11 protein-coding genes are annotated in these 12,675 nt (G+C 67.4%); 8 read left to right on the top strand and 3 right to left on the bottom strand.

All coding sequences use genetic code 11. The annotated features are described in order from the left end of the window. Positions 1–13 precede the first annotated feature (13 nt). Entirely contained in the window at positions 14–970 is a 957-nt protein-coding gene (locus tag AC3FNH_RS17065; RefSeq protein ID WP_488720915.1) for a delta(1)-pyrroline-2-carboxylate reductase family protein, read from the top strand. Positions 971–988: 18 nt separating this feature from the next. On the opposite strand, the gene AC3FNH_RS17060 is transcribed toward AC3FNH_RS17065, so the two are convergent. After that, the gene (locus tag AC3FNH_RS17060; protein WP_488720914.1) at positions 989–1,606 is read right to left on the bottom strand and encodes a TetR/AcrR family transcriptional regulator; all 618 of its coding nucleotides are present in this window, start codon (positions 1,604–1,606) and stop codon (positions 989–991) included. 216 nt (positions 1,607–1,822) lie between these two features. On the opposite strand from AC3FNH_RS17060, the gene AC3FNH_RS17055 reads away from it, so the two are divergent. Beyond that, a complete protein-coding gene (locus tag AC3FNH_RS17055; RefSeq protein WP_488720913.1) occupies positions 1,823–3,784 on the top strand; it encodes an alkyl/aryl-sulfatase in 1,962 nt (653 codons plus the stop codon). A 278-nt stretch (positions 3,785–4,062) separates the two neighbouring features. Beyond that, positions 4,063–4,788 (top strand): OmpW/AlkL family protein, encoded by a 726-nt coding sequence (locus tag AC3FNH_RS17050; RefSeq protein ID WP_276098950.1) that lies wholly within the window; start codon positions 4,063–4,065, stop codon positions 4,786–4,788. Positions 4,789–4,879: 91 nt separating this feature from the next. Here the strand turns inward: AC3FNH_RS17050 and AC3FNH_RS17045 are convergent, their stop codons facing one another. Beyond that, positions 4,880–5,080 carry a heavy-metal-associated domain-containing protein gene (locus AC3FNH_RS17045; RefSeq protein ID WP_276098949.1) on the bottom strand — a complete coding sequence of 67 codons (201 nt, stop codon included), beginning with the start codon at positions 5,078–5,080 and terminating at the stop codon, positions 4,880–4,882. 200 nt (positions 5,081–5,280) lie between these two features. Between AC3FNH_RS17045 and AC3FNH_RS17040 the strand changes: the two genes are divergently transcribed. From AC3FNH_RS17040 to AC3FNH_RS17030, 3 genes are all read left to right on the top strand, one after another. Further along, on the top strand, positions 5,281–7,740 hold the full coding sequence (locus tag AC3FNH_RS17040; protein WP_488720912.1) for a heavy metal translocating P-type ATPase: 2,460 nt from the start codon (positions 5,281–5,283) through the stop codon (positions 7,738–7,740). After that, the gene (gene cueR / locus AC3FNH_RS17035) at positions 7,737–8,180 is read left to right on the top strand and encodes a Cu(I)-responsive transcriptional regulator (protein ID WP_276098947.1); all 444 of its coding nucleotides are present in this window, start codon (positions 7,737–7,739) and stop codon (positions 8,178–8,180) included. The genes AC3FNH_RS17040 and cueR overlap by 4 nt, the downstream gene beginning before the upstream one ends. Before the next feature lie 168 nt (positions 8,181–8,348). Then, positions 8,349–9,179, top strand: coding sequence for an alpha/beta hydrolase (locus tag AC3FNH_RS17030; RefSeq protein ID WP_488720976.1), 831 nt, complete (start codon positions 8,349–8,351; stop codon positions 9,177–9,179). On the opposite strand, the gene AC3FNH_RS17025 is transcribed toward AC3FNH_RS17030, so the two are convergent. Beyond that, positions 9,176–10,063 (bottom strand): LysR family transcriptional regulator, encoded by an 888-nt coding sequence (locus AC3FNH_RS17025; RefSeq protein ID WP_488720911.1) that lies wholly within the window; start codon positions 10,061–10,063, stop codon positions 9,176–9,178. The genes AC3FNH_RS17030 and AC3FNH_RS17025 overlap by 4 nt on opposite strands. A 265-nt stretch (positions 10,064–10,328) precedes the next feature. Between AC3FNH_RS17025 and AC3FNH_RS17020 the strand changes: the two genes are divergently transcribed. Together AC3FNH_RS17020 and AC3FNH_RS17015 are read left to right on the top strand one after the other, a co-directional pair. Continuing rightward, positions 10,329–11,948: a GMC family oxidoreductase gene (locus AC3FNH_RS17020; RefSeq protein ID WP_488720910.1), complete on the top strand. Its 1,620-nt coding sequence runs from the start codon at positions 10,329–10,331 to the stop codon at positions 11,946–11,948. 333 nt (positions 11,949–12,281) lie between these two features. Next, positions 12,282–12,675, top strand: a 394-nt coding sequence (locus AC3FNH_RS17015) for an ATP-binding cassette domain-containing protein (RefSeq protein ID WP_488720909.1), incomplete at its 3' end; no start/stop codon positions are given.

Below are 12,675 nucleotides of genomic sequence, written 5' to 3'. Positions count from 1 at the left end.
GCCGGAGTGCCGCATGTCCCTGATTCCCCTCGATGCCGCCAGCACGGCGGCACGCTTGCCTTACCCCGAGCTGGCCGCAGCGATTGCCGACATGCTGGCCGAACTGCGCGAGGGGACGGCCATGGCGCCGCCGCGTATCGCGCTGCCGGTGGGCGATGCGCAGGACGGGGAGGGCACGCTGCTGGTCATGCCCGCGCGCAACCGGCGCCTGGTCATGACCAAGAACATCACCGTGCATCCGAACAATCCACGGCGCGGGCTGCCGAACATCCTTGGCGAAGTGGTGGTGGCCGATGCGCATACCGGCGAGCGCGTGGCGATGCTCGACGGCCCCACGGTGACGGGACGGCGCACGGCCGCGGTGTCGCTGCTGGCTGCACAGCGCTTTGCCGCGCAGCCGGATGGCGAACTGCTGATCATCGGCGCGGGCGTGCAGGCGCTGACGCACCTGGAAGCCTTTATCGCCGGACTGCCGGTGCGCCGCGTCTGGCTGCACTCGCGCACGCGCGAAAAGGCCGAAGCGCTGGCCGCGCATGCCGGCACGCTCGGCGCGCAGGCTGAGGTGGTGGATGACGTCGCTGCCGTGCTGCCGCGCGTGTCGATGGTGGTGACGGTGACATCGAGCCGCAGCCCGGTGCTGCCGGACCTCGATTGCCGCTTGTGGCGCGACGACCATTTCATTGCCGCGGTCGGCGCGTTCCGTCCCGATATGTGCGAACTGCCACCGGCCCTGTGCCACGCGGCCTCGGCCAGCGGGCGGCTGCTTGCCGATACGCTGTTCGGCATCGAGGACGAGGCCGGCGACCTGTTGCAGGCCGGCATCGACTGGGCCACGGTGCAGCCGTTCGAAACCGCGATCCTGCAGGCCGACGAGATCCGCGCGCGCAGCGGCAGTCCGCTGGTGTTCAAGAGCGTCGGCTACGCGCTATGGGACCTGGCGGCCTGCGTGCTGGCGAGCCGGCAGGGCTGAGCGGCACGACTACAGGCACTACGCCGCCGCCGACGCGAGCCACGTCCGGAACAGTTCCCGCGCTGGCTCGAGGTAGCTGGCAATGGGCTCGCTGCAGCCGCCTGCATACCAGTGGCAGTAGCAGCCATGGAAGGTGGCCAGCATCAGCCGCGCCATCGCGGCCGGCATCGGCCGTTGCGGCTGCGAGAACGCGTCGACCAACGCCTGCACGTGGCTGTCCCAGCCGCGGCGGATTTCCGCACGCACGCTGGCCGGCACGCTGCCCGAAAACAGCATGCCGAGCACCACGCCCTTGGCTTCGGGACTGGCCGTGAAGGCCTGCGCCACCTGCTCGAATACGCGGTCGAGACGGCGCACCGGCGTCTCTTCTGCGCGTATGTCCGGCGCAATTTCCTGCCCGATCTGCTGGAACAAGGTGGTCGCGGCTTCAGCCAGCAGCATTTCCTTGCTGCCGAAGTGCCACAGCAGGCTGCTCTTTGCCACGCCCGCGCCGCTGGAAATCTGATCCAGCGTCACGTCTGCATAGCCGTGGATGCGGATCAGGTCGCGCGTCACCTCGAGCACGCGCAGGCGCGTCTCCAGGCCGCGGCGGTTCTTCTGGGTTGCCGACGAAGCGGACGGTGGGATGACAGGCATGGGGCGCAACAATAGGGCGTTCAGGTCACCTTTGGGACGAGTCCGCGCTGGAAATGGTGGTCACTCGAATTTGACAGTGTGACGGCATTCGAACCAAACTCCTGAATTGTACTGAACGTTCAGGACAATGCGCCCCCGTCTCGTGGACGGCAGCTTCGCCTGCCGCCCAGTTGCTTCCCCGGGCTCGCACGGAGCCAATGTCTCAAGGAGAACCGAATGCTTCACCGATATGCGGCGCTGGCCGCCGCAGCGCTGTGCCTCGCCGGCACGGCCCATGCCGCCGAAGGTCCGGGGCCAGCCACGCCCGCCACGGCAAAGGCCAATGCGGCCGTCCTTCAGCAGCTGCCTTTTGCCAACCGCCAGGATTTCGAGGACGCCCAGCGCGGCTTTATCGGCACGCTGGACAGCAACGAGATCCGCGATGCGCAGGGCCGCCTGGTCTGGTCGCTCGGGACCTACGCCTTCCTGCGCGACGCGAAGGCGCCCGATACCGTCAACCCGAGCCTGTGGCGCCAGGCCCAGCTCAACCTGAACAACGGCCTGTTCCAGGTCACGGACCGCATCTACCAGGTGCGCGGGCTCGACATCTCGAACATGACCATCATCGAGGGCGATGGCGGGCTGATCATCATCGATCCGCTGACCTCGATGGAAACCGCGCATGCGGCGCTGGACCTGTACTACAAGCACCGCCCGAAAAAGCCTGTGGTGGCGGTCATCTATACCCATAGCCACGGCGACCACTTCGGCGGCGTCAAGGGAGTCACCACGGACGAGGACGTCAAGGCCGGCCGCGTCAAGGTGCTGGCGCCGGAAGGTTTCATGGAGGAGGCGGTCAGCGAGAACGTGTTCGCGGGTACGGCCATGGGCCGGCGCGCCCAGTACATGTATGGCGCCAACCTGCCGCGGTCGGCCACCGGCCATGTCGATTCGGGACTGGGCAAGGCGGTGTCGCACGGCACCATCACACTGATCGCGCCGACCGACCTGATCGCGAAGACCGGCGAGACGCGCACCATCGACGGCGTGCGGATCGAGTTCCAGATGGCACCCGGCACCGAGGCCCCGGCCGAGATGCTGATGTATTTCCCGCAGTGGAAGGCGCTGTGCGCGGCCGAGGACGCCACCCACAACCTGCACAACCTGTACACCATTCGCGGCGCGCAGGTGCGCGACGCCAACCAGTGGTGGCGCGCGCTGGACGAGACCATCGACCGCTTCGGCGGCCGTACCGAGGTGGTATTCGCCCAGCATCACTGGCCCAAGTGGGGGCAGCAGAACATCGTGAGCTACCTTGGCAACCAGCGTGATGCGTACAAATACATCCATGACCAGTCGCTGCGCCTGGCCAACCAGGGCTTCACGCCGGCCGAGATTGGCGAGCGCCTGAAGCTGCCGCCGTCACTGGCCAGCCAGTGGGACCTGCGCGACTACTACGGCACCGTCAACCACAACGCCAAGGCCATCTACCAGCGCTACCTGGGCTGGTATGACGGCAACCCCGCCAACCTCTACCCGCTGCCGCCGGAAGAGGCAGCCAGGCACTATGTCGCGTTCATGGGTGGCGCGGACAAGGTGATCGAGCAGGCCAGGGCGTCGTACGCGCGCGGCGAGTACCGCTGGGTGGCCGAGGTCATGAAGCATGTGGTCTTCGCCGATCAGTCCAACCAGGCGGCGCGCGACCTGGAAGCCGATGCCTTCGAGCAGCTCGGCTACCAGACCGAGTCGGCCACTTGGCGCAGCGCCTTCCTGAGTGGCGCGCAGGAACTGCGCCATGGCATGCCGAAGGATTCGGGGGCGCGCACGTCGAGTCCCGATGTGCTGCGAGCCATGACCGACACCATGTTCCTGGATTACCTGGCGATCCGCCTGAATGGCGAGCGCGCAGCCGGGCAAAAGCTGGCCATCAACTGGATTCAGCCCGATACCGGCAAGCGCTATGCACTGACGGTGGAGAACGGCGTGTTCCGCTACAAGGCCGACGCCCAGCATGTTGCCCCTCAGGTAACGATAAGCATGCCGCGCCAGACCCTGGCCGGCGTGCTGGCCGGCCAGACCACGCTGCCGGCCGAGGTTCAGGCCGGACGGGCCCGCGTCGACGGCGATGCCGGCGCACTGCGTACGTGGGTAGGCCTGATGGACAAGTTCGATACCAACTTCGCCATCGTGACGCCCTGACGCAACAGGTTTGCGTCATCCGGGCGGCGATACGGGAAAAACCTGCCGCCGCCCGCCCAAACCCCTAAAGATTCGAGGGTTTTTTGCGCTACGCCGCAAAAACGTTGCGCGAATGCTGCGGTGCCGGAGGCCGAGGTCAGCCTCGATGCGGTTTTCCTACTGGTAAACCCTTTGTTTAGGGGAGCCCTTCTATGAATCAGTATCGTTGATGAAACAGTCCTGTCACCGTAGGCCGGATAATGCTCTTCGGTAGTAACCCGAAGAGGAATACGAGGACTATGAAATTGACTTATAAGAAGATGCTGGCGGCAGGCGCTGTCATGGCGCTGGCAGGTACCGCGCAGGCACAATCCGCAGGTAGCAATATCGTCAGCCTGGGCTGGTTCCGTGTCATGCCGAACAGCTCGGCAGATCCGCTCACGGTGGACAGCATCAATGGCCACCCGGTAGGCCTGACCCGCCCGAACACCGGCGCGGAAGTCGAGACCGCCGACACGCTGGGCCTTGCCTTCACGCATTACTTCACTGACAACATCTCCGGCGAGTTCGTCGTCGGCATTCCGCCCAAGCATGATGTCAAGGGCACTGGCGACTTCGCGCAATATGGAAAGCTGGGGTCGGTCCGGCAGTGGAGTCCGGCGCTGCTGGTGAAGTACCACTTCTTTGACGCCAAGACAAAGTTCCGTCCGTACGTGGGCCTGGGCGTGAACTACACGTGGTTCACGGATGAATCCATCACCAACCAGAATTTCGTCGACCATACCTTTGGCATTCCCGGCGCCAGGATGAGCGCCAATGCCGAAAGCTCGTGGAACCCGGTGTTCAATATCGGTGCCAACTACGCCATCACCGACAACTGGTTTGTCGGCCTGTCGGTGTCCTACCTGCCGCTGTCGACGCGTGCCACGCTCACCACGCAGGCGGGCGCGACGACGATCGTTTCGCACACCAAGATCAAGATCGATCCGGTGGTGACGTTCCTCAACGTGGGCTACAAATTCTGACCGGTTCGGGTTGCGGTTACGACAGATGCGAAAACGGGGCGCCCACGGCGCCCCGTTTCGCTTGGGTCGTCAGCGCACGTGGCGCCCGGTCTTACGCGGCGGACTTAACCGGATAACCAGCCTCCTCGATGGCGGCCCGCAACGCCTGCACATCGGCGCCGCTTTCCACCTTTACCGACTGTGCCGGCACATCGGCGGAAACGCGCGCGCCGGGGTCGATCTCCTGCACCGCACGCGTGATCGCGCCGACGCAGTGGTTGCACGACATGCCTTCGACCTGGAACTGGATCATGGCTGGGATCTCCTGATTGACATGGACTGGCGGCGCGATTGCCGCGACAGACGTAGTTTGAACCTTCCCATGGTGGGAAGCGCAAGCAAAACGAGGTGTCGGTCAGCACAAGGGCAGTTTGCGGCACTGAGAACATCCTTGACCTTCCTATCATGGTAAGGTCCATCATGCAGTCACCGAAACTGTGGATAAGTCCAGCGATGTCGAATGCCAGCCTTTCCCCTTCCCTGACAGGCAGCCAGGCGCCGGAATGGCGGCTGCCGATCGATGGCATGACCTGCGCTTCGTGCGTGCGGCGTGTCGAGAATGCGCTGGCCAGGGTGCCGGGCGTGCGGGACGTTGCCGTGAACCTGGCTACCGAGCAGGCCACGCTTTACGCGGACAGCGGCGCCGTGCTGCCTGCCGCGGCCAAGGCCGTCGCGGATGCCGGGTATGAAGTGCCGTGCGAAACGGTGGAACTCGATATCTCCGATATGACCTGCGCGTCGTGCGTCGGCCGCGTCGAACGTGCGCTGCGGGCAGTGCCTGGCGTGCTCGATGCCCAGGTCAACCTGGCGACCGAGCGCGCCAGCGTGACACTGCTGCGCGGCGCCGCCGATGCCGGCGCGCTTGCGGCCGCCGTGGCGCGCGCGGGCTACGGCGCGACGCCGGTGACCGAAACCCTGCCTGCCGCGGCGCGCGATGCTGCCGCCCGGGACTTCTGGAGCGGCCCCTGGCCCGTGATCGTCTCGGCGGCACTGTCGCTGCCGCTGGTGGCCCCCATGGTGCTCCAATGGTTCGGCGTGCACTGGATGCTGCCGGCCTGGGTGCAGTGGCTGCTGGCCACGCCGGTGCAATTCGTGTTCGGCTGGCGCTTCTACAAGGCCGGGTGGAAGGCCGTGCGTGCCGGCGCCGGCAACATGGACCTGCTAGTGGCCCTGGGCACGAGCGCGGCCTACGGCTTGTCGTTGTGGCTGATGTGGCGTTCGCCGGGCGGCATGCCGCATCTTTATTTCGAAAGCGCGGCCGTGGTGATCACGCTGGTACGGCTGGGCAAGTGGCTGGAGACGCGCGCCAAGCGCCAGACCGCCGATGCTATCCGCGCGCTCGCCGCGTTGCGGCCCGACACCGCACGCGTGCGCCGTGTAGGGCAGGAAGTGACCGTGCCGCTGGGTTCGGTGCGCGTGGATGACGAAGTGGTGGTGCGACCCGGCGAGCGGATCCCGGTCGATGCCGTGGTCGTCGAGGGCACGAGCCATGCGGACGAATCGATGCTGACCGGCGAGAGCCTGCCCGTGCCCAAGGGCCCCGGCGACAAGGTTACCGGCGGCGCGATCAACTTCGAAGGGCTGCTCGTCGCGCGCACCGTGGCGGTGGGCGCCGAGACCGTGCTGGCCCGCATCATCCGCATGGTCGAACACGCGCAGGCGGCCAAGGCGCCGATCCAGCGCCTGGTGGACCAGGTCAGCGCGGTATTCGTGCCCGTGGTGCTTGGCATCGCGCTCGCCGCGCTGCTCGGCTGGGGCCTGTTCGCGGGCGACTGGGAAGCTGCGCTGCTCAATGCCGTGGCGGTGCTGGTGATTGCCTGCCCGTGCGCGCTGGGGCTGGCCACGCCGACCGCGATCATGGCCGGCACCGGTGCTGGCGCGCGCGCGGGCATCCTGATCAAGGACGCCGAGGCGCTGGAGATTGCCCACCGCGTGAGCGTGGTGGCCTTCGACAAGACCGGCACGCTGACGGTGGGGCGGCCGGAAGTCGTGGCCCTGCATGCTGCCGACGCGGACGATGCCGACGGCGCGCGGCTGCTGGCACGGCTCGCAGCGCTGCAGGCCGGCAGCGAGCACCCCCTGGCGCGCGCGGTGCTGAACGCAGCGCAGGCGCGCGGCATGGCAGCGCCGGCAGCCACCGACGTGCAGGCGCTGCCGGGGCGCGGCATTGCCGGCGTGGTCGAAGGGCAAGCCTTGCAGCTCGGCAGCGAACGGCTGCGTGAAGCGCTGGGCGCTGATGCGGGTACGCTGCAGGCCGTGGCCGACCGCTTGCGCGACGAAGGCCGCACGGTATCGTGGCTGGTCGAAACACAGCCGCCGCGCGTCGCTGGCCTGGTGGCCTTTGGCGATGCCATCAAGCCCGGCGCGCCTGCGGCGATCGCACGGCTGCGCGCGGCCGGCGTGCGCACGGTGATGCTGACTGGCGACAACCGCGGCGCGGCCGCGCGCGTGGCGCAGGCGCTGGGCCTTGACGAAGTGCAGGCCGAAGTACTGCCGGAAGACAAGGCCGCGCGCGTGCGTGCGCTGGGCCAGGACGGTGCGGTCGTGGCCATGGTCGGCGACGGCATCAACGACGCGCCGGCGCTGGCCGCGGCCGATGTCGGCATTGCCATGTCGACCGGCACCGACGTGGCCATGCACGCCGCAGGCATCACGCTGATGCGCGGCGATCCCGCGCTGGTGGCCGATGCGCTGGCCGTGTCGCACCGCACCGTGCGCAAGATCCGCCAGAACCTGTTCTGGGCGTTCTTCTACAACGTGGTGGGCATTCCACTGGCGGCGGCGGGGCTGCTCAATCCGGTGGTCGCCGGCGCGGCGATGGCATTTTCCAGCGTGAGCGTCGTCAGCAACGCGCTGCTGCTGCGCCGCTGGCATCCCGGTGCCGGCGCCGGCGAACAGGGAGCCAGGGCATGAACATCGGACAGGCAGCGGAGTCCTCGGGCGTTTCCGCCAAGATGATCCGGCACTACGAGTCCATCGGCCTCGTCGACGCGCCGCCGCGCACCGAAGGCGGCTATCGCCGCTACGACGAGCGTGCCGTGCACACCTTGCGCTTCGTGCGGCGCGCCCGTAATCTCGGGTTCTCGCTCGACGAGATTCGCGGGCTGCTGTCGCTGTGGCATGACCGCCAGCGCGCCAGCGCCGACGTGAAGGCGATGACCCTGCGGCATGTGGCCGACCTGGAAAAGCGCATTGCCGAACTCGCCGCCATGCGCGATACGCTGCGCGCGCTGGCCGAGTCGTGCAGCGGCGACGACCGGCCCGATTGCCCGATCCTTGCCGACTTCGCACAACCGGATGGCCATGCGCATTGCCATGACGCGTACGGCGGTGCAGGGGAACCCGGACCATAACCCGAAGCGCAGTGCCCCCCGGCGGCGGGCGGGGCAGCCGGAGGAGAGCAGCGGATGGACAAGCCCATGACGGAAGACCCCGTTCATCCTGCCGAGGGCGGGCAGTCAGCGCGCGCAGATGCGCCGGAGGCGGTGCGGGACCTGGTAGCGTTGCAAAGCCGGCAACGCATGCGCGACGGCACGGAACTGCTGCTGCGCACCTGGGAGCCGGACCCGCGCGGCGGGTCCGCACCGCTGGGCTGTGTGCTGATCGTGCACGGCCTGGCGGAGCACAGCGGCCGCTACCAGCATGTGGCCGAGGTGCTGTGCGGACTGGGCCTGCGCGTGCGCGCCTATGACCAGCGCGGCCACGGCGCCAGCGGTGGCGCGCGCATGGTGGCCGATCATCCCGATAGCTATCTCGACGACCTCGCGGAAATCCACGATGCGGCAGTGCGTGCGTGGAACGAACTGCCGATCCTGCTCGGCCACAGCATGGGCGGCCTGGTGGCGGCGCGCTTCGCGACCGCGCGCGTGCGGCCGGTGCGCGCGCTGGTGCTGTCGTCACCGGCGCTGGCATTGCGGCTGTCGCCGGCCATGATGACACTGCACCGGGTGCTGCTGACCCTCGCGCCACGGCTGCGCGTGCCGAACCCGATCGATGCGCGCATGCTGTCGCACGATCCGCAGGTCGTCGCACGCTACCGCGCCGATCCGCTTGTGCAGACGACGATCACGGCAGGCGTGCTGGAGAGCTTTATCCACGGCATGGCCCAGGCGCAGGCCGATGCGGCGCGGCTCGAAGCCCCCATGCTGATGCTGGTGGGCGGCGCCGACCGCGTCGTCGATCCGGCCGGCAGCCGTACCTTCTTCGAGCATGCGCCGGCCGACCTGCGCGAGCAGGTGTGGTTCGACCAGGGGTACCACGAGGTCTTCAACGAGGCCGAGCCCTTGCGCAGCGAAGTGTTCGCCGCGCTGACGGAATGGCTGCGGCGGCATCTGGCGCCGCTGCAGCGTTAAGCGCGGAATACGGATTCCGCCACGCCGAACACGGCGCTTACCACGGGGTCATCGCGCCGGCTGGCCAGCGCGACCAGCGTCAGTTCGGTCTGCACCGACATGCCTTCCACGACCACGAGACCGTGCGCATGCGACTCGCGCAGCGCAATGGAATCGCGCACGAGCGACAGGCCGACGCCGGAGCGCACGAGATCGAGCATCGAAGCCTCCTGGTCCACGTGCGCGACCTTGTGCACGCTGGCGGCATCCACGCCGGCTTCGGCAAAGCGCGCCGAGAGCAGCCGGTTGTGTGCGGACTCGGGCGGTGTCCAGATCCACGGCAGCGTCGCGAGCTGCGCCCATGAGCGCAGCGCGGTGCGCTCCTTCCAGCCCTTGGGGGCGACCACGTAATACGAGAACGGCGTCAGCGCCAGCGCATGGAAGCCGGCATCGGGCGGCTGCCCGAGATAGAAGCCGACGTCGAGCGCGCCGCTGCGCACCTGCTGCAGCACCCAGCCCGACATGCCATGGCGCAGCTCGGTGCCGATCTGCGGATGGCGTTCGACCAGCGTGCGCAGCATGACGCCAAGCCGCGTGAACTCGGGATCGAGGATGGTGCCAATGGCGAGCTTGCCGCGCACGGTGCTGTGCATCGCGTCGACGGTGTGCTGCAGGTCGCCGACGCTGTCGAGGATGCGCTCGGCCAGCGGCAGCAGCGCGGCGCCGTCCGCGGTCAGCGTGAGGCCGGCGGCGGTGCGTTCGAATACGCGCATGCGCCAGGCCGATTGCAGTGCCTTCAGCTGCAGGCTCACGGCCGGCTGCGTCAGGTGAAGCCGCCGGGCGGCACGGGTGAGGTTGCCTTCGCGGGCGACGGCAACGAAGGCGCGCAAGTGATGGAGGTCCACGTTCAGGGGCGCGCGAGTGTGCGGTGCAATATTTTGGGCGGCTTATATTGCGATTGACGATAAATCATTGGACGGGGCCGTGCAACTGCGCCAACCTTGCGGAACGGGGTGGCAGGCGCGCCAGCCATCTTCACCCGACGCAAAGATGGGACGTTGCCGGCCGACTGTGCGACTGTGCGACTGTGCGACTGTGCGACTGTGCGACTGTGCGGCGGACTTTGCCGGCGGACACCAGAACACAACAAGCGGAGACAAGACGACTCGTATGGAGACCTTCGACTACATCATCGTGGGCGCCGGCTCGGCCGGCTGCGTGCTGGCCAACCGCCTGACGCAGGACGCCGACGTGAATGTGCTGTTGCTGGAAGCGGGCGGCAAGGACGACTACCACTGGATCCATATCCCGGTCGGCTACCTGTACTGCATCGGCAATCCGCGCACGGACTGGCTGTATCGCACGGTGGCGGAAAAGGGGCTCAACGGGCGTTCGCTTGGCTATCCGCGCGGCCGCGTGCTGGGCGGTTCGTCGTCGATCAACGGCATGATCTACATGCGCGGCCAGCGCGAGGACTACGACGACTGGGCGCGCCTGACCGGTGACGACGGCTGGCGCTGGGACAATGTGCTGCCGCTGTTCAAGCGCAGCGAAGACCACCATCGCGGCGCCAGTGAATTCCATGGCGCCGGCGGCGAATGGCGCGTCGAGGCGCAACGCCTGCAGTGGGACATCCTGGAGCGGTTCATCGAGGCGGCCGAGCAGGCCGGCATCCCGCGCACCGATGACTTCAACCGCGGCGACAACTTTGGCGTCGGCTACTTCGAGGTCAACCAGCGTCGCGGCATCCGCTGGAACACTTCCAAGGCGTTCCTGCGGCGCGCGGCGGACCGGCCCAACCTGACCATCGTCACCGGCGCGCAGGTCAGCGCGCTGACCTTCGAGGGGCGCCGCTGCACCGGCGTGAACTATGTCGGCGGCGGGCAGGCGCACAGCGCGGCGGCGCGGCATGAAGTCATCCTGGCCGCGGGCGCGGTCAACACGCCGCAGCTGCTGGAGCTGTCGGGTATCGGGCAGGGCGAGCGGCTGCAGGCCCTGGGCATTCCGGTGCGGCACGCATTGCCGGGCGTGGGCGAGAACCTCCAGGACCACTTGCAGCTGCGCTCGGTGGTCAAGGTAAACGGCGTGCGCACGCTGAACACGCGCGCGGCGAGCTGGTGGGGCAAGCTCGGCATCGGCCTGGAGTACGCCTTCAATCAGAGCGGGCCGATGAGCATGGCGCCATCGCAGCTCGGCGCGTTCGCGCGTTCGGATGCCGCGCAGGCGCGCCCGAACCTGGAGTACCATGTGCAGCCGCTGTCGCTCGACAAGTTCGGCGAGCCGCTGCATGCGTTCAATGCATTCACGGCCAGCGTCTGCAATCTGCGGCCGACATCGCGCGGCAGCGTGCATATCGACAGCGCTGATTTCCGCCAGGCTCCCGTGATCGCTCCGAACTACCTGTCCACGGAGGAAGACCGCAAGGTCGCGGCGGATTCGCTGCGGCTCACGCGGCGCATCGTGGCGTCGCCCGCGCTTGCGCCATACCGCCCGGAGGAATGGCTGCCGGGGCCCGGCTTCGAAACCGATGAGGCGCTGGCCGAGGCTGCCGGCAATATCGGCACGACGATCTTCCATCCGGTCGGCACGTGCCGCATGGGCCGCGCGGAGGATCCGCTTGCCGTGGTGGACCACCGGTTGCGCGTGCTTGGCATCGACGGGTTGCGGGTAGTGGACGCTTCGGTGATGCCGCTGATCACCTCGGGTAACACGAATTCGCCGACGATCATGATTGCCGAACGGGCCAGCGACATGCTGCGCGAGGACCGTCGCCAGCAACTCGCGGCCTGAGCACGGAGCGTGTCCCGGGGCATGCCCCAAAAGGGGGGGGGGCTCGGGAGCCCGATCGTCCGCAAGTCCTTGTCGCAGCGCGTCAAAAACCTGACACGCGGTTCATGTCTTATAGTGCAAACCCCGATGTTTTGCGATGCAACAGGCGCACACAATAGACGTTGCGGTTGGTGCACCACCCAGCACATGGTGAGAGCTGCCACCGGTAACAGCGGTAGTCGCGCCGCGCAAAAAAACACTAAAGCGACCCAACGGCGAAACGCCGAGTTCGAACCGATTGTCAGTGGTGCCGGGCACAAGCCGGCAGTTCAGCAACAGGGCGGGCAGGAGACTATGAATCAACAGGAAACCATCCTGGAAACGCGAAACCTGACGAAGGAATTCAAGGGTTTCACGGCGGTGAGCGACGTCAGCCTGCGCGTGCGCCGCGGCTCGATCCATGCGCTGATCGGGCCCAACGGCGCCGGCAAGACCACCTGCTTCAACCTGCTCACCAAGTTCCTGGAGCCGACCACCGGCACCATCCTCTTCAACGGCGTCGACATCACGCGCGAGAAGCCCGCGCAGATCGCGCGCCGCGGCGTGATCCGCTCGTTCCAGATCTCGGCCGTGTTCCCGCACCTGACGGTGATGGAGAACGTGCGCATCGGCCTGCAGCGCCAGTTGGGCACCGCGTTCCAGTTCTGGCGCAGCGAGCGTTCGCTCGACGTGCTCAACGACCGCGCGA

This window comes from Cupriavidus sp. 22TCCZM01-5 (assembly GCF_057798915.1).
Note: the sequence above shows the minus strand (reverse complement) of the source record. Positions and strands in the feature narration are given on the sequence as shown.